The following is an 18,679-nucleotide window of genomic DNA, read 5'->3' on the forward strand; positions in this document are numbered from 1 at the left end:
GGTGGTCTTTTCAGGCATAAGCGGCCCTGGCCGGGCTCAAATCCGGCTCAGGCTGCGCTCTGCTTGGCGCGCTTGGCTTCGGCGATGGCGATGGCATCGAGCGCGTCCAGCGCCTCGGCGCCGGCATCCTTGGCCTCGATGCCGTAGAGCTCGGCCGCGATCTCGCGGGTGAGCGCCTGCGGCACGTCGTCGAACACGACCTTGCCGGCGGCCATGCCGATCAGCCGGTCGCAATATTTCGCCGCGATATCGAGGTCATGCAGATTGCAGATCACGGTGATGCCGTCCTCGCGATTGATGCGGAAGAGCGCATCCATCACGACCTGGGTGTTGCGCGGATCGAGCGAAGCGATCGGCTCGTCGGCGAGGATGACCTTCGGCTCCTGGACCAGGGCACGGGCGATCGCGACGCGCTGCTGCTGGCCGCCCGAGAGGGTCTCGGCGCGCTGGGCCAGCAGATGGCCCATGTCGAGGCGCTCGAGCGCGGCAATGGCGCGGATCTTGTCGTCCTGCGAGAAGCTCTTCACCAGCGTCAGGAAGGCCGAGCGGTGATTGAGCCGGCCGAGCAGGACATTGGTCAGCACGTCGAGACGGCCGACAAGATTGAACTGCTGGAAGATCATCGCGGTGTCGCGACGCCAGGCGCGCAGTTCGGCGCCCTTCAATGCGGTGACATCGCGCTCCTCGCTGATCAGGCGGCCGGAGCTCGGCTCCGCGAGGCGGTTGATCATGCGCAGCAGGGTCGACTTGCCAGCGCCGGAGCGGCCGATGACGCCGACCATCTCGCCCTTCGGAATCGACAGCGAGACATTGTCCACGGCGGCCTTGCCGCTGAAGCGCTTGGTCAGGCCTTCGATACGCAGCATGAATGGTCTTCCCATCGAGGAGCGAGCATGGCGACATCCGGACATGGGCGGGGCGCCGTCCGGAGCTCATGCTCTCTTGCAGTGCGCAAACCGGTATCGGCGACAGATGACAGGGCCGTGACAGCAGGATTCCGGGCTGTGGAGCGGGCTGTCACGGAGGCTGTTGACTCGTCTAAAGGTGCGGAGTCATAAAGAACAAAATAGGAACATTTGGAGTGCCAAGACGTGAGCGATCATGCCGTCGCCGCGCTGCGGCGAAACATTGCCGGTTTGGAAAGCGTCTCCGTCTCGCTGGGCGGGGAGGCGAGCTTCAGCCTTGGCCACGCGGCGGCCGATGCGGCGCTGGGGCCGCTGCGCCGCCACGCCCTGCACGAGATCGTGGCGGCGGCGCATCAGGCTCCGGCGGCGACGGGCTTCGTCGCCGGGCTGATCGCGCGGCTGGGGCGGCGGCCGCTCGTCTGGCTGCGGCAGGATTCCGCCGGCGCGGAGGGCGGTGAGCTCTATGCGCCGGGGCTTGCGGCGTTCGGGCTCGATCCCGACCGGGTGCTGGCGGTGCGGGGGCGAGATCCGCTTGCCGTGCTGAAGGCGGCGGGCGACGCCTTTCCGCGCGTCAATGACCAGCGCTCAGGCATCGGCGCGGTGGTGATCGAGCTCGAAGGTGCGCCGGCCTGCCTCGATCTCACGGCCAGCCGGCGTCTCGTTCTGGCGGCGCGGGATGCCGGCGCGACGGCTTTTCTCCTGCGGCTGGGGAGCAGTCCTGCTCCGAGTGCGGCGACGATCCGCTGGTCAGTTTCGGCGGCGCCTTCGGAGGGGCGGGTGAGAGCGCATGGGCCGGGCCGGCCGGGTTTCGCGGTCACGGTGCTGCGCAACCGGCATGGGGCGACAGGGCAATGGGTGATGGAGTGGGACAGTCATGCGTATAGTTTCCGCGAGCCGCTTCCTGTCGCTCTGGTTCCCGCGCCTGCCCATCGACCGGATCAGGCGCAGCCAGGACGCATCCGTTCGGGCAATGTCGCAGAGGCCTGGCCCGCAGCCCGGCGGGCAAGCGGATGATCCTGGTCCTCTTGTTGTGGTGGGCAAGGCGAAGGGCGCCTTCCGGCTGACGAGCCTCGATGCCGAAGCCGAACGCCTCGGCCTGCATGCGACCATGGCGCTGGCCGATGCGCGGGCGATGATCCCGCGACTGGTCGTGGTCGAGGAGGACAGGGCGGCCGATGCAGCCCTGCTTTGCGCCATTGCCGACTGGTGCGACCGCTATACGCCGCTGGTCGCGCTCGATGGCGAGGATGGCCTGTTGCTCGATATCTCGGGCTGCACCCATCTCTTCGGCGGCGAAGCCGCGCTTGGCCGCGATTGCCTGCTTCATCTGAAACGACAGGGCTTTACGCTGCGCGCCGCCATTGCCGGGACGGCGCGCGCCGCCTGGGGCGTCGCGCGTTATGGGCGCGGCGGCATCGTGCCGCCGGGCGGGGAGGGCGAGGCCCTCTGGCCCTTGCCGACGGCGGCGCTCGGATTGGAGGCTGCACGGCAGCACGGGCTCGCGCGCATGGGCCTCACGCATATCGCCGATCTGGAGACGCGACCGCGCGCACCGCTGGCCGCCCGTTTCGGCCGCGACCTGCTCGACAGGCTCGACCAGGCGCTCGGCCGCCTGCCGCAGGCGCTGTCCCCGCGGCGGCCGTTGCCGGATTGCATGGCGGAGCGGCGTTTCGCCGAGCCGCTGGCGCATGAAGCCGGGATCCGGGCTGCCCTGGCCGGCCTGGAGGAGAGTCTCGCCGGCCTGCTGGAGGCGCGCGGCGAAGGCGCAAGACTGTTCGAGGCGAGCTTTTTCCGCAGTGACGGGGCCGTGCGCCGTCTCGGCATCGAGACCGGGATGCCGTTGCGCGATCCGGCTGCGATCGACCGGCTCTTCGCCTTGAAGCTGGATGCCTTGGCGGACCCGCTCGATCCCGGCTTCGGTTTCGACCTGATCCGGCTCTCGGCCGGGGCGACCGAGCCTTTCGCCGCCGATCAGGCAACACTTGCCTCCGGTGGGAAGGAGGAGCCCGACGAAGCTGCCGCCGAGCGGGCGTTGACGGAGGTCGCCGATGCGATTGCGGCCCGGATCGGCCCGGATCGCGTGCGGCGTTTCCTGGCGCAGGACAGCCATGATCCCGAGCGCGCGGCGCTAGCGGTGCCCGCCCTGCGTCATGGCGAGATGGCACGGCTCGGCCTTTCCCCGGACTGGCCGGCTCCGAGCGCTGTCCCGGAACGGCCCCTGCGGCTGCTGTCGCGGCCAGAGCCGATCGAGGTGCTGGCCGAAATCCCGGACGGGCCGCCGACGCGTTTCCGCTGGCGGCGTGTCATGCACGAGGTCGCCAAGGCCGAAGGACCGGAGCGGATCGCTGCCGAATGGTGGGCGACGACGGGCAGGATCGCGCCGACCCGCGACTATTTCCGTGTCGAAGAGCCGGGCGGACGACGCTTCTGGCTTTATCGCGACGGGCTCTATGGCCGCGAGGCCGCGCATCCGCCCTGGTTCATGCATGGGCTTTTCGCATGAGCGGGCTCAATGACAATCGCCCGGTGGAGACTGCCCTGGGAGGATCGGCCTCGCGCTATGCCGAGCTTGCGGTCACCTCCAACTTCTCCTTCCTGCGCGGAGCCTCGAGTCCGGAGGAACTGGTTGGCCGGGCCGCCGAACTCGACCTTGCCGGAATCGGACTTGCCGACCGCAATTCCCTGGCCGGCGTGGTGCGGGCCCACGCGGCGATGCGCGAGGCGGGTATCGCCGCCACGACGTTGAAATTCGCGGTCGGGGTTCGCCTCGTGCTGTCCGACGGCACGCCCGATCTGCTCGCCTATCCGCAGGATCGCGACGCCTATGGCAGGCTCTGCCGCCTGCTGACCCAGGGCAAGATGAAGGTCGAGAAGAAGGGCGAATGCATCCTCACGCTCTCCGACCTGCGCGAATGCGCGGAAGGCCTGCTGCTGATCCTGATGCCGGAACGGCGGCCGGACAGCGAGATCGCCGCGGCTCTCGCCAGTGTTTCCGAGTTTGCGCGCGGTCGGCTCTGGCTGGGCATCGACATGCCGCATCGCGGCGACGACCGACGCCGCGCCGAGGCACTGGCGCTGCTTGCGGCCAGGACGGGCGTGCCCTGCCTCGCCGTCAACGACGTGCTCTATCATGCGCCCGAGCGGCGGCCCTTGCAGGATGTCGTCAGCTGCATCCGCGAGCATGTCCCGATCGAGCGGGCCGGGCGCATGCTGGAGGCTCATGCCGAGCGCCATCTCAAATCGCCGCGCGAGATGGCTCACCTGTTCCGTCACGCGCCGGAGATAGTGGCGGAGACGGTGCGCTTCCTCGAACGCTGCCGGTTCTCGCTCGACCAGCTGCAATATGAGTATCCGGACGAACCGGTGCCGCCCGGAAGCACCCCGCAGGAGCATCTGGAGCACCTCGCCTGGGAAGGAGCGTGGCGACGCTATCCCGCGGGGATTCCGTACAAAGTCCAGGATCTTATCCGCAAGGAACTCTCGCTCATCGCGCGGCTTGGCTATGCGCGCTACTTCCTGACCGTCCACGACATCGTGAAATTTGCCCGTGCGCAGGAGCCGCCGATCCTGTGTCAGGGGCGGGGCTCGGCCGCGAATTCGGCGGTCTGCTACTGCCTCTGGGTCACCGCGGTCGACCCGATGGAGGGCAATTCGCTCCTTGCCCGCTTCCTCTCCGAACAGCGCAAGGAGCCGCCCGATATCGATGTCGATTTCGAGCATGAGCGGCGCGAGGAGGTGATGCAGTATATCTACGAACGCTATGGTCGGCTGCGCGCCGGCATCTGCGCCACGGTGATCTGCTACCGGCCGCGCAGCGCCATTCGCGAGGTCGGCAAGGCCTTGGGCCTGAGCGAGGATGTCACGGCCGCACTCGCCAACACGGTCTGGGGCAGCTGGGGCGACGGTTTGCCGGAGAACCATGTCCGGCAGGCAGGGCTCGACCCCGCCAATCCGATGATCGCGCGTGCGGCCGCGCTGGCGACCGAACTGATCGGCTTTCCCCGCCATCTCTCGCAGCATGTCGGCGGCTTCGTGCTGACGCGCGGGCGGCTCGACGAATGCGTGCCGATCGGCTGGGGCGGCATGAAGGACCGCAGCTTCATCGAGTGGGACAAGGACGATATCGACGCGCTCCGGATGATGAAGGTCGATGTGCTGGCGCTCGGCATGTTGACCTGCATTCGCAAGGCCTTTGACCTGATCGCTCTGCACGGAGGTAAACGCTGGGAGTTGGCGACGATCGAGCAGGAGGATCCGCGCGTCTACGACATGCTGTGTCGGGCCGATGCGATCGGCGTCTTCCAGGTTGAGAGCCGGGCGCAGATGAACATGCTGCCGCGGCTGAAGCCCAAGGAGTTCTATGATCTCGTCATCGAAGTCGCGATCGTCCGGCCGGGCCCGATCCAGGGCAATATGGTCCATCCCTATCTGCGGCGGCGGAAAAACCCGGATGAGGTCGTCTACCCCAAGCCCGCACCGGAACATGGGCCTCCCGACGAGCTCGAACAGGTTCTGAAAAAGACGCTCGGCGTGCCTCTGTTCCAGGAGCAGGCGATGCGCATCGCCATCGAGGCGGCGAAATTCACCGAGGATGAGGCCAATGGCCTGCGGCGTGCCATGGCGACCTTCCGCCATGTCGGAACGATCCAGAATTTCGAGACGATGATGGTCGAGCGCATGGTGGCGCGCGGTTATGACCGTGCCTTCGCGAGCGCCTGTTTCAACCAGATCAAGGGTTTTGGCGAATACGGTTTCCCGGAGAGCCACGCGGCCTCCTTCGCCCTGCTGGTCTATGCCTCGGCCTGGCTCAAGTACCATCATCCTGCCGCCTTCACCGCGGCGCTGCTGAACTCGCAGCCCATGGGCTTTTATGCTCCGGCGCAGATCATCCGGGCGGCGCAGGACAACAAGGTCGAGATCCGGCCGGCCGACATCAATCTGAGCGATCATGACAACACGCTGGAGCGGCGCGAGGACGGCGCACTCGCGATGCGGCTCGGCTTGCGCCAGATCGACGGGATCTCGGAGGCATTTGGCGAGGCGCTCGTGAAGGCGCGCGGGCAGCGCTATGACAGTGTCGAAGCCTTGGCGCGGCGCGCGAGGCTGCCGACACGTGCACTAGTCGCGCTGGCCGATGCCGATGCTTTCGGCTCACTCGGCCTCAGCCGGCGCGAGGCGCTCTGGGAGGTGCGGCGGCTCCCGGATGACAGGCCGCTGCCGCTTTTTGCAGCAAGCGAGAGCGCCGAGCTGGCCCGAGAGCCCGAGACCCTGCTGCCGCGCATGCGGGATGCCGAACAGGTCATCGCGGATTACCAGCATCTGCGCCTGTCGCTGAAGGGGCATCCGATGCAGTTCCTGCGCCCGCTTTTTGCACGTGAGCGGGCCCTGAGCTGCGAGCAGGTTCTGGCAGCCCCTGACGGCACGCGCTGCCGACTGGCGGGCATCATCACGGTGCGCCAGCGGCCGGGCAGCGCCAAGGGGGTGATGTTCATGACGCTGGAGGACGAGACCGGTATCGCCAATGCGGTGCTCTGGCCAAAGACCTTCGAGCGTTACCGCCGGCAGGCGATGGGCGCGCGGCTCGTCCTGCTCGCAGGCCAGTTGCAGCGCAGCTCGGAGGGCATCGTCCATCTCGTGGTCGACAGGATCGAGGATCGCTCGGAGGAACTGGCACGGCTGGCTGACGGGCTGCTGCACCGAACCCTGGCGCGAGCCGACGAGGTGCAGCGCCCGCAAGCCGACAGCCGCCTGCCGCCGCGCCAGCACACCCACCCGCGCAATGTCAGGGTGCTGCCGCGCTCGCGGGACTTTCATTGACGGCTCAATTCGGCCACGGGGCCGCGAAATCTGTCGCTGGCGGCCCGTTTCGGGCTTGTTTCGCGTCCTGGTTCCGGTCTTGCATGCGAAAAACCGGATGGTTCACAAAATCGTCGCGGTCGTCATGAAACCACACTTACGGATTTGTAATTTGAACTGCATCGTCCAGTCCCATAGGGCTTGCGACGATACCGGAGCACCCTGACCTATGAAGCGGCTTGTCCTTGTCCTCCTGATCGCCGGCGTCGCTGGCGGCGGCTATTACGGCTACCGCAGCTTCAAGGCTGGCGCGCAGCCTGCGCAGGCGCGCGCCGCGACGAACCCGCAGGCCGCCGGTGTGCCGGTCGAGGTCAGCCGGGCCGAGGCCGTGACGGTCAATGAAGAGGTCCAGGCGCTGGGCACATTGACCGCGAATGAGACCGTGGTCATCGCTCCCGAAATCGCCGGCCGGGTCGTCGCACTGGGATTCAAGGAAGGCGAGCGCGTCACCAAGGGCCAGGAACTCGTCAAGCTCGACAAGGCGATCCTCGATGCCGAGGTGAGACTGGCCGAAGCGGACCTGCGGCTGGCGCGCGACACCTATGAGCGCAACCGGGCGCTGGTCGACCGGGGCTCAGGCACGCAGGTCGCGCTCGAGCAGGCGACGGCGCAACTGGCCTCCAGCGAGGCTCGCCTACAGCTCGCGACCTCGCGCCGCGCTCTGACCGCCATCATCGCGCCCTTCACCGGCGTTGTCGGTCTGCGTTCGGTCAGCGTCGGAGACTATGTCTCGGTCGGCAAGGAGTTGATCACACTTACGGCAACCGACCCGATGAAGGTCGATTTTCGTGTTCCCGAGATTTACCTGACGCGGGTCAAGGTCGGGCAGACCATCCAGCTCAAGGTCGATGCGCTGCCCGACAGCAGCTTCACCGGCACGATCTTCGCGATCGATCCGATCGTCGATGTCAACGGCCGTGCAATCCGGCTGCGCGCCACGATCCCGAACGGCGACGGCATCCTGAAACCCGGCCTGTTCGCGCGGATCAACATCATCGTCGACCAGCGCGAGAATGCGCTCGTCGTGCCCGAGACGGCCGTGGTGCCTGACGGCACCGGCAAGATGATCTTCGTGGTCGAGAACGGCAAGGCGAAGCGCGTGCCGGTCGAACTCGGCAAGCGCCTGCCGGGCAAGGTCGAGATCGTGAAGGGGCTGACCCCGGCCATGCAGATCGTCACGGCCGGCCAGATGCGCCTGCGCGACGGCTCGACCGTCGCCGTCAAGAATGCTCTGGCTCCGGTGCAGACGAGCAACGCACGATGAGCCTGTTTGCGCTGTTCGTCCGCCGGCCGGTCCTCTCAACCGTCCTGAGCCTGCTCGTCGTTCTCATCGGCATCGTCTCCTATGGCCGGCTGACGGTGCGCGAATACCCGAATATCGACGAGCCGATCGTCTCGGTGAACACGACCTATCGCGGCGCCAGCGCCGAGATCATCGAATCGCAGGTCACGCAGATCCTGGAGAACTCGATCGCGGGCATCGAGGGCATCGAGATCATCACGTCGAACAGCCGTCAGGAGCGCAGCAGCATCTCGGTGCGTTTCCGTCCTGACGTCGATCCGGATGTCGCGGCCTCCGACGTCCGCGACCGCGTCAGCCGCGTGCGTGGACGCATGCCGGACGAGATCGACGAGCCGATCATCGCCAAGGTCGAGGCCGACGCCCAGCCGGTGATGTATCTGTCGCTGACCAGCACGCGGCACAGCCCGCTGGAGCTGACAGACTTCGCCGACCGCTTCATTGCCGACCGGGTGCAGAACATCACCGGCGTCGCCGAAGTGCGCATTCTCGGCCAGCGGCAATATGCGATGCGCATCTGGCTCGATCGTGCCCGCATGGCCGCCTATAACATCACGGTGCAGGAGATCGAGGCGGCGCTGCGGGCGCAGAATGTCGAGATCCCGTCCGGCCGTATCGAGAGCAACGACCGTGAGTTCACGGTTCTGTCGCAGACCAGCCTGACCACGGCCGAGCAATTCCAGCAGATCGTGATCAAGGATGTCAGCGCATTTCCGGTGCGGCTGAGCGATGTCGCGAAGGTCGAGCTCGGCGCGCGTGAGGAGCGCAATGCCGCCTGGTTCGCCGGCCGCCCTTCGGTGACGATCGGCATCGTCAAGCAGGCGACGGCAAACCCGCTCGATGTCTCCTCCGGCGTCCGTGCGGCGCTGCCGGAGATCACCGATGATCTGCCGGACGGCATGGCGATCGCGACCTCCTACGACACCTCGATCTTCATCGATCGCTCGATCCAGGCCGTCTACACCACGATCGGCGAGGCGGTCGTTCTTGTCGTGCTGATCATCTTCGTCTTCCTGCGCTCGCTGCGCGCGACGTTGATCCCGCTGGTCACGATCCCGGTTTCGCTGATCGGCTCCTTCGCGCTGATGTATGCGCTCGGCTTCACGGTCAACACGCTGACGCTGCTCTCGATGGTGCTCGCCATCGGCCTCGTCGTCGACGATGCCATCGTCGTGCTGGAGAACGTGCACCGCCATGTCGAGAACGGCATGGAACCAAGCAAGGCGGCGATCCGCGGCATCAACGAGATCGCCTTCGCAGTCGTTGCGATGACGCTGACGCTGGTTGCGGTCTATGCGCCGATGGCGTTCTCGACCGGGCGCACCGGCAAGCTCTTCATCGAGTTCGCCCTGACGCTGGCAGGCGCGGTGCTCGTTTCCGGCTTCGTCGCGCTGACGCTGACGCCGATGATGTGCGCCAAGCTGCTGAAGCCGCACGAGTCGCATGGCTGGCTCTACAACCTGCTGGAGCGCGGTTTCGATGCGCTTTCCAGTGGTTATCGCCGTTCGCTGCGCGGGGCGCTTTCGATGCGCCCGGTCATCGTGCTGCTGGCGCTCTGCGTCGCCGGCGGCAGCTATTACTTCTTCACGAACCTGCGCTCGGAACTGGCTCCGGTGGAGGACCGTGGCACGATCAATGCCATCGGCGTCTCGCCGGAGGGCGCGACGCTGAGCTTCACGGCGAGCTATGCGCGGCAGGTCGAGGAGTATTTCAAGAATATTCCCGAGGTCGAGAGCTATCTCGTCATCACCGGCTTCCCCGACGTGACGCGCGCCATCGCATTCGCGCGGCTGAAACCCTGGGAAGAGCGCCACCGCAAGCAGCAGGATCTCGTTGCCGAGATCAATCGCGGACTGTCGCAGATTCCGGGTATCCGCCTCTTCGCGGTCAATCCGCCCTCGCTCGGCGGCGGCGGCGCCAACAGCAAGCCGATCGAGTTCGTGCTGCGCTCTTCGGATTCCTATGCCGAGATCAAGAGCTATGTCGATGCGGTCATCGCGGAGGCGTCCGCCTCGCCGGTGCTGACCAATCTCGAATCCAACCTCATCCTGGACAAGCCGCAGATCAAGGTTTCGATCGACCGGCAGCGCGCGAGCGATCTTGGCGTCGGCGTCGATATCATCGGCCGGACGATGGAGACTCTGCTCGGCGGGCGGCAGGTGACGCGCTTCAACATGAACGGCGAGCAGTATGATGTGATGCTGCAGGTCGCCGGGGAGGATCGCAACACGCCTCAGGCGCTGCAGTCGATCTATCTGCGTGGTCGCAACGGCACGGTGGTGCAGCTCTCCAGCCTTGTCAGCATCGAGGAGAATGTCGCGCCCAAGGAGCTGATCCGCTTCAACCAGCTGCGCTCCGCGACGATCACGGCGGTGCCGGCGCCCGGCTATTCGCTCGGCGATGGACTGACCGTCCTGGAGCAGGCTGCCGCCAAGGTGCTGCCGAAGTCGGTGCAGATCGACTATTCCGGCCAGAGCCGCGAGTTCAAGCAGGCTGGCTCCTCGATCGCGATCGTGTTCCTCCTGGCGCTTGGCTTCATCTATCTGGTGTTGGCGGCGCAGTTCGAGAGCTTCATCGACCCCGTGGTGATCATGGTCTCGGTGCCGCTCTCGATCACGGGCGCGCTGGCGGCTTTGTATTTCAGCGGTGGCACGCTCAACGTCTACAGCCAGATCGGCCTGATCACGCTGGTCGGCCTGATCACCAAGCACGGCATCCTGATCCTCGAGTTCACCAACCAGTTGCGCGAGGAGGGCAGGGAACTCGTCGATGCGCTGGTCGAGGCCGCGGAGCTGCGCCTGCGGCCGATCCTGATGACGACGGGCGCGATGGTGCTTGGTGCGGTGCCGCTGGCGCTCGCCCATGGCGCCGGCGCCGAAAGCCGCTCTCAGATCGGTTGGGTCATCGTCGGCGGCATGACGTTCGGCACCTTGCTGACGCTCTACGTGGTGCCGGTCGCCTATAGCTATCTGGCGCGGGCGCATCGGCCCGTGCACGGCGACGACAAGGCGCATGGCCAGACGCAGGTCCAGCCTGCGGAGTGAACTGAGGGGCAAACGGATCCGGGGCCGCTTTACCGACGTTGGGATCTGGTTGCCCCGATCCCAACGATGCGTTGCGTTACTGCAGCCTGACCGAGACGCTCTCGCTCGCGCCCGCGCCGTCGATCACCGAAATCCGGACAAAGCCCTTGCCGCCGGGCTGCCAGGCGGTCTCGCGGCGGCGGGTCGGTGCGGTCACCGGCGCGCCGTCAACCAGCCATGTATAGGGCGGGGCGCCGCCGGCGACCTTGAGGTTGAGCAGCGCGTGCCCGTCGACGGCCGACGCCGCGAGATCGATGCGCGCGCCTTCCGGCGGGAAGGCCAGCGTGAGGCCGGGCCGGGCCAGTGCGGTCAGCGTCTTGGGCACGTCCTGCCGGAGATGGCGGAGCGGCGGCGGCAGGTTCGATGTCGAGGAGATGATGGCGTTCGGCGGCTGCAGGAATGGCCGCGGATCATGGCCGAGGCGGGCGAAGGCATCGAACAGGATCGGCGCCGCGACGACGCGCCCGACCAGCCCCGGCACGGCCCCGTTATCGGCGCGGCCGACCCAGACGCCGATCGTGTGCTTGCGGTCGAAGCCGACGGCCCAGGCATCGCGATAGCCATAGGATGTGCCGGTCTTGTAGGCGATGCGCCCCGGCGCGGCATTGAGCGGCGGCGGAGCGCCGAGCAGGGTGTCCGCGACATACCAGGCCGCGACGGCATCGACGAGGCGAGGCGCCTCTCCGGCCGGCTGATCGCTGGCCTTGGCCTTGAGCGGCAGCATCTCGCCGCCGCGGGCGAGGCTGACATAGAGCCGTGTCAGGTCGGACAAGGTGATGCCGAGGCCACCGAGGCCAACCGCGAGCCCCGGCGCACCGCCTTCCTTCGGCATCGCGATCGCGACGCCGGAATCGCGCAGTCGCGACAGGAAGCGCTGCGGACCGAGTGCCGAGAGCAATTCCACGGTCGGAACGTTCAGCGAAAGCTGCAAGGCCTTGCGCGCGCTGACCATGCCCTGGAAGCCGAGATCGAAATTCTCCGGCACATAGAGCCCGTAACGCGCCGGCCGATCCTCCAGCATGGTCTCGGGATGGGCGAGGCCGTTATCGAAGGCGAGTGCATAGATGAAGGGTTTCAGGGCCGACCCGGGCGAGCGCAGGGCCCGCGTGAGATCGAGCGAGCCGGCGCGCTCGGCGGCAAAATAATCGACGCCGCCGACCGAGGCGCGGACTTCGCCGGTCTCGTTGTCGACGGCGAGAACGGCGATCGAGACCTGGGGCGCGAGCCCGAGGCTGCGCTCGCGGGCAAGCTGTTCGAGATTGGCCTGCAGCCGTGCGTCGATGGTCAGATGGTGATGGCGAACGGTCGGCGCTTCGGCGACGACGTGCTCGGCGACATGTGGCGCCAGATTGGGAAAGGCTTTTCGCGCGGTCGGAACCGGCTCATCACGCGCGGCCGCGACTTCGGAATGCGTCGCAAGACCTGCTGTCTCGATGCGGGCGAGCAGTCGGTCGCGCGCCTTGCGAGCGATCTCGGGGAAGCGGTCGGGACGGCGTTGCTCCGGCGCTTGCGGCAGGGCGACGAGCAGGGCGGCTTCCGCAGTGGAAAGGCGTTTCGGCTCGCGGCCGAAATAGGCAAAGCTCGCCGCACGCAGGCCTTCGAGATTGCCGCCGAAGGGGGCGAGCGCCAGGTAGAGATCAAGAATCTGGTCCTTGCTGAAGCGGCGTTCCAGCTCAATCGCACGCACGGCCTGGCGCAGCTTGGCGGCAAGCGAACGTTCCTCGCGCGGTTCGAGCAGGCGCGCGACCTGCATGGTCAGTGTCGAGCCGCCGGAGATGATGCGGCCATTGATCAGCATCTGCCCGGCGGCACGCAGCATCGCGAACAGGTCGATCCCGGAATGGCTGTCGAAGCGTCTGTCCTCGAAAGCCCTCAGCATTGCGAGATAACGCGGGTCGACATCCTCGACTCCGACCGGAAGCTTCCAGCGACCATCGGCGGTGAGGAAGGGGCGCAGCAGCTTGCCCTCGCGATCAAGCACCACGATCGAGCGGTCATGCGCGGCCGAGATGTCGAGAGGGGGGAGGGTCGAGGCGTAGTAGGCGATGGAGCCGGCAGCCAAACCCACGAGCGCAAGCCCGAGCGCTGACGCCAGCGCAACCGGCTTCAGCCAGCGACGTCGACCCCATCCGCCCCGCGAAGCGGAGGGAGGTGCGACGCCGCCTTGCTCGTCCTGCACGATCACGAGCCTACGCGTCCTTACCTGGCCGAGGTGATGTCGACCGTGCCGAAGGCGGTGCGGCCGAAGCGGTCGGGACGGTACATGTCCTCGATCGCGGCTGCGGGCGCGACATAGCGGCCGGGCGAGACGGCGCGCGCGAGATAGGCGACTGTGAACGAGAGTGGCTGGTTGGAGGAGCCGGGCCGTTCGAAGGCTGCGACATAGCGATCGTCGCGTGCCTCGGTGTGGACCGGCGTGACCTCCTGCTTCAGCCAGCTCAATCCCTGCGTCGATGCTCCCTCGGTGAGATTGGCATTCTCGATCTCGAGCCCGGCGGGCAACGGATCGACCAGCAGCAGCCGCCCGTAGCGGACGGAGGGCTCGGTCACCGTCAGCACGACGACATAGCGCTCGTTCTGGCGCAGACGCGCCGGATCAGCTTTCTCGCCCTTCCTGGTGTAGTAGGTCCGCTCCAGCGCAAAGCCCTGGTTCAGGGCAGGCTCGGCTGTGGTCGGAATGCCGGCAACGGTGATCACGGCCTGAGCAGAGGCAGCGCCGGGATTGGCGATGGTGAGCGGCTTCGCTTCCAGCGTCTCGTCTGAAAGCGTGCGGTAGAAGGCGCCCTTGCGCTCGGTGCCGTCGACGGTCAGCGCCATGCCCTCGGCCTCCTTGGCCATGGCCTGTGCCGCAAGCACCATCCACATGTTCTCCTGGGTCGAGGTGTAGCGGGCGGAGCCGCGTGCGCTCTCGACGATCGAGGAGGCGCGGGCGATGTCGGCGCGCTCGCCATTGGTTTCGGCGATCAGGGTCAGGACCGCGGTGCCGTCGCGCAGGCGCGAACCGTAGTCGGGCCGCGACAGGCCGTCGTCGCGCGCCTCCTGGAGGCCTGCGAGCGCGCTGGTGAAGGCGGCGCGACCACGACCGCGATCACCGAGCAGCGCGAGCGCCGCCCCAATCTGCGCGCGTGCCAGCGGCGAGGCGAACTCGCCCAGCTTGTTGTCGGCGAGATAGCGCAGGTCGCCCATCACCGGCCGGCCGTTGCGGGCGAGCACATAGAGCGCATAGGCGATGCCGGCGGCCTCCTCCTTGTTGATCTCGCTGGTGTTGACGACCTGATTGCGCAGCCGGTCGAGCGCGAGATTGAAGGCGATCTGCGGGACGTTGACCTGGCGCTCGCGGGCGCGGGTCAGGAAGTCCGTGACGAAGGCATCGAGCCAGAGGTCTTCGCCGCCGACGCCCCAGAGCCCGAAGGAGCCGTTGCCGCCCTGACGGGCGAGCACGCGCTCGATCGCGCCGTTGACGCGCTCGTCGGCATTGGCGTCGAGCGCGAGCTGCTCGAGGCTGGCCAGCCGGTTGACATGCAGCAGCGGCAGGGCGCGGCTGACGGTCTGCTCGGTGCAGCCGTAGGGGTAGCGGTCGAGCGCCTTCAGGATCGCCGGCACGTCGAGCGCGGCCAGCGGCGAAACCGAGACCGAGACCTGGCCGGAGCGCGGCACGAGATCGGCGAGGAGGTCCGACGACACGGTGATCGAGCCGCCATTGCCCGGGATCGGCCGGACGATGCGGCGCGCGATCGTGTTGGCCGAGGGCTGCACGCGTACGGCGAGGTTCTGCACGGTGCCGACGCCGTTCGGGCCGCTGATCCGGACGTCGAACTCGGCGCGGCCAAGCCCGGCCGCCGTGACGGGGATCGTCATCTGGCTCTTGGCGCCGGCAGCGAGCGTCAGCGTGCGCCGCGTCGCGTCGGCGGCGACGAGGACTGGGCCCTTCACGTCGAGGTCGACGAGATAGGGTCCCGCGGGTCCCTCGACATTGTCGATCTGGAGATGGAAGCGCGACTGGTCGCCGATCGCGAGGAAGCGCGGCAGCGTCGCCTGGGCGATGATCTGGTCGCGCACGATGACGTCGGTACTGGCCTGGCCGGTGCGGCCTTGCGACCAGGCGACAGCCATGACGCGGACCGAGCCGTTGAAGGCGGGCAGCTCGAAGTCGATCTTGGCGGTGCCGTCCTGACCGAGCTTGACCACCCCGGAATAGCGCGCGAGCGGCTCCTGCGTTGGCGCCTCACCCTGCAATACAGGCGCTGCGTCACCGCCGGAGCGGATGGTGCCGCGCACGCCCTGCATGCCGTCGATCAGATAGCCGTACAGGTCGCGGAGTTCGTGGCCGATCTGGCGCTGGCCGAAGAAGTACTTGCTGGCGTCCGGGCTTTCGAAGCGGGTGAGGTTGAGGATGCCGACATCGACCGCCGCGACTGTGACGAAAACCTCCTCGCCGGCACGCGCCCCGCTGACCTTGACCGGCAGAGACAGGGTCGAGAGCGGGCGCACCAGATTAGGTGCGCCGAGGTCGACCTGGAGCGTGCGCTGTTCCTTGCCGATCGAGAACCAGGACAGGCCGATGGCGCGCCCGGGCAGGCGCTGGGCGGCGGTGTCCATCGGGCGGTGGGCCAGGGCGACGAGATAGGCGCTTGCCCCCCATTCCGCCTTGACCGGGATCGAGGCTGTGCTGCCGCCGGGAGCGATGTCGATCGTCTGGATCTCGTTCAGCTTGTCGCCGACGACTGCGAGCGTCGCCTTGCCCGCGAAGCGCGGCGAGAGCCTGACCTGCATGGTCTCGCCAATCGCATAGGATGGCTTGTCGAGCGCGACCTCCAGCACATCGGGCGTGTCGGCCGTCTTGTCGCTCTCATAGCCGACGGTGAAGGAGACGCTGGTCTCGGTCGCGTCCGAGCCGTCGGAGGCGACGTCGAGCCGGTAATTGCCCCACTGAACCGGGGCCGCGATGCGGGCTGCGGTCGTCTCGCTGACGGCGATCTCGCCATCGGCGACGCGACGCGTCGTCTTCACACCCTCATAGTTCCAGCGGCCGTCCTGGAAGAACCACTGATAGTTGCGATTGACCTTGGACAGCGTCCATTTCACGCCCGGCCTGGCGAGGCGGCGGCCGTCGCCATTGGCCATGATGACGTCGAAACCCGCGGTCTGGCTGTTGCCGAGCTCACCGTCCCTGAACAGCGGCTTCACGCCGATAGCAGCGCCCTTCGGCACGATCGGCAAGGTGACGGAGCGGGCGATGGCGCGGCCGCCCGGCTCGCCGACGCGCAAGGTGATCTCGACCTCGAGCGGACGGTTGGTCTCGGGCTGCTGCACACCGGCCGATATGGTCGCCTTGCCTGCGGCGTCGGTGGTCGCACTCTCCTCCAGGTCGCTCTGGATCGCCTCGAAAGCCTCGTCGGTGAGTCCGACCTGAAAGTCGGCGAAGCCGGGGATGGCGGATTTCGCGGCGGCGCGGATCGTGGTCGAGCCATTGACGTCGAGCTCGGAGCCCGGCGCGCCGTAGAGATAGCGCGCATTGACATCGATCTCGGCCGGTTCGCCGGCCTGGAGCACGGGAGATTTCGGCGCGAGCGTCAGCTCGAGACGCTCGGGGACATAATCCTCGACGAGGAAGGAAACCTCGCCGATTGCTGCGCCCTTCGGGTCGGCATAGGCCTGGACGCGCCAGGTGCCGGTCTGCGCGCCGGAGATCAGCGGGATGGAATGAGACCGCCCACCGGCACCCTGATCCTCGACCTGGCGGCGGCGATACTCGACTCCGTCCGGCCGCTTCACCACCAGCGTCAGCGGCAGGCCGGTGACGGCGGCGCCAGCGGAATCACGCAGCAGGCTGGTGAGATAGACCGTCTCGCCGGAGCGATAGACGCCGCGTTCGGTATAGAGATAGGCGTCAAGCCCGGCCGGGGCGACGCGCCCCTTCACGCCGCGATCCGAGAGATCGAAGGCGGTCTGCTTCAGGTCGAGGAAGCCGTAGTCCTCGCCGAGCAGGGCGGTGACGAGGCCCGGCGCATTGCCGCCCTGGCCCTTGGCGAGGCCGGCATCGAAGCGGGCATACCCTTTCGCATCGGTGCGGGCGGTGGCGAGGACCTCGTTATTGCGGGCGATGAGGCGAAGCTCCGCGTTCGGGATCGGCGCCGCATCGGCAAGCGAGCGCGCCAGCACATGCACGCCATCGGGGCCGGAGAAGGAGGTCAGGCCGAGATCGGAGACGACGAACCATTGTGTCGCGCGGGTCGAGCCGTCGTCATAGTCGCCGTCGCCCGAGGGCTGCGCGGCCTGTCCGCCCGTCGGCTTGGCAAACATCACGTAGACGCCGGGCTTGAGCTGCCCGACCGCCTCCAGCACCGGGAAGGCGGTGATCACGTCCTTGTTGAGCTCGGACTTGACGTCCATCGCGCCGGCCCAGACGCGCTGGCCCCTGTCGGACGCGATCTGGCCCGCGTTGTAGCTGCCGAGCTGGCTGAGGAAATCCTCGGAATGGACCGAGTTGATCAGATTGCGGTCGCCGATGCGCATGACCTCGAGGTCGAGCTTGTCGGCATTGACGGAGACGACCGGGATGCCTTGCTGGCCGGTTCGCGGCAGGACGTAGTTCTTGCCGGTGAAGCGCACCGAGGGCGTGCGGTCGCGGACATAAACCTCGTAATCGGCGGATTTCAGCAGCTTCTCGTCGGGGAGTGCGGAAGGCACGCCCTGGCGAATGACGAAAGCATAGCGTTCGCCGTGGCGCAGGCCGTCGACGCAGATCTGGCGCTCCTCGGCACTGACGGCGAAATCACCCCTGCCGCCGGAAATCGCGACATAGGGCGCGAAATCGACACGCCCACGTGCGAGCGGCTCTGAAAATTCGAAGCAGGCGCGCGGGCTCGCCGCATCGGCATCGACCTTGTTGGCGAGCAGGCGGAAGCCGCGCTTCTCACGCAGGCTTTCATATGCGGTGCGCAGTTGTGCATTATCCTGAAGATCGAGGCTGAGACGATAGGTGGTCAGGGCCGGGCGCCAGAGTTCGTTACGCTCGAAGGTGCGGGCGAGCACTGCGAGCGAGGCTGCTTCGTCCGGGCGAGAGGTCGCGCGCTGATAGGCGAGGTAGGCGGCGCTGATCGCGCGTTCGCGCAGTTCCCAGCGCTCGCGATAGTCACGCGGCTCGACGGCATTGGCGGCGCGCGCCATCAGGCGCCAGCCGGCGGAGTTCTGGGGATCGGCGACGACCGCGGCATTGGCCTGGGGCAGGGCGGCGCGGGCATCGCCGCGCGAGAGCGCAGCCTCGCCGTCGCGCAGGGCGGCCACTGCTGGGCGTGAGCTGGCCGAGACGTCACGCTTCAGGCGTTCCTCGAGCCTTTGCCCGTCAGCCTGGAGATCGTTGCGGATATAGGCCTTCTGGGCGAGGGCCGGGGTGGCGGCGAGGGCAAGACCGAGAAGCAGCGCGAGCCGGGTGAGCAAGGTCATGATCAGTCCCTTCGGCCGGTCCGGCCTGTCGTCATCGATGCCGCGCTGCCGCAAGGGCGGCGGGGTATGGCCAAAGGCTAGCATCCGTG

Annotated in this window: 8 protein-coding genes; 5 read left to right on the forward strand and 3 right to left on the reverse strand. The window is 67.4% G+C overall.

The genetic code is table 11. The features are described from left to right. Positions 1 to 47 precede the first annotated feature (47 nt). Positions 48 to 866: a phosphonate ABC transporter ATP-binding protein gene (gene phnC / locus FG93_RS24420; protein WP_052514150.1), complete on the reverse strand. Its 819-nt coding sequence runs from the start codon at positions 864 to 866 to the stop codon at positions 48 to 50. Between the two features lie 225 nt (positions 867 to 1,091). On the opposite strand from phnC, the gene FG93_RS24425 reads away from it, so the two are divergent. The 5 genes from FG93_RS24425 to FG93_RS24445 all read left to right on the forward strand — a co-directional run bounded on the left by FG93_RS24425 (position 1,092) and on the right by FG93_RS24445 (position 11,105). Further along, a complete protein-coding gene (locus tag FG93_RS24425; RefSeq protein WP_043239679.1) occupies positions 1,092 to 1,919 on the forward strand; it encodes an ImuA family protein in 828 nt (275 codons plus the stop codon). Next, a complete protein-coding gene (locus tag FG93_RS24430) occupies positions 1,876 to 3,408 on the forward strand; it encodes a DNA polymerase Y family protein (protein WP_152579605.1) in 1,533 nt (510 codons plus the stop codon). The genes FG93_RS24425 and FG93_RS24430 overlap by 44 nt, the downstream gene beginning before the upstream one ends. Continuing rightward, positions 3,405 to 6,722, forward strand: coding sequence for an error-prone DNA polymerase (locus FG93_RS24435; RefSeq protein ID WP_052514151.1), 3,318 nt, complete (start codon positions 3,405 to 3,407; stop codon positions 6,720 to 6,722). Before FG93_RS24430 ends, FG93_RS24435 begins: the two co-directional genes overlap by 4 nt. 208 nt (positions 6,723 to 6,930) lie before the next feature. Beyond that, positions 6,931 to 8,025, forward strand: coding sequence for an efflux RND transporter periplasmic adaptor subunit (locus FG93_RS24440; protein WP_052514152.1), 1,095 nt, complete (start codon positions 6,931 to 6,933; stop codon positions 8,023 to 8,025). Next, entirely contained in the window at positions 8,022 to 11,105 is a 3,084-nt protein-coding gene (locus tag FG93_RS24445; RefSeq protein WP_052514153.1) for an efflux RND transporter permease subunit, read from the forward strand. Before FG93_RS24440 ends, FG93_RS24445 begins: the two co-directional genes overlap by 4 nt. A gap of 76 nt (positions 11,106 to 11,181) precedes the next feature. On the opposite strand, the gene pbpC is transcribed toward FG93_RS24445, so the two are convergent. After that, a complete protein-coding gene (gene pbpC, locus FG93_RS24450) occupies positions 11,182 to 13,254 on the reverse strand; it encodes a penicillin-binding protein 1C (protein ID WP_043239740.1) in 2,073 nt (690 codons plus the stop codon). An 89-nt stretch (positions 13,255 to 13,343) separates the two neighbouring features. Then, on the reverse strand, positions 13,344 to 18,674 hold the full coding sequence (locus FG93_RS24455) for an alpha-2-macroglobulin (protein ID WP_244448721.1): 5,331 nt from the start codon (positions 18,672 to 18,674) through the stop codon (positions 13,344 to 13,346). Positions 18,675 to 18,679: the final 5 nt, after the last annotated feature.

The sequence above is a fragment of the Allobosea sp. LC85 genome (assembly GCF_000735605.1).
GTDB lineage: Bacteria > Pseudomonadota > Alphaproteobacteria > Rhizobiales > Beijerinckiaceae > Allobosea.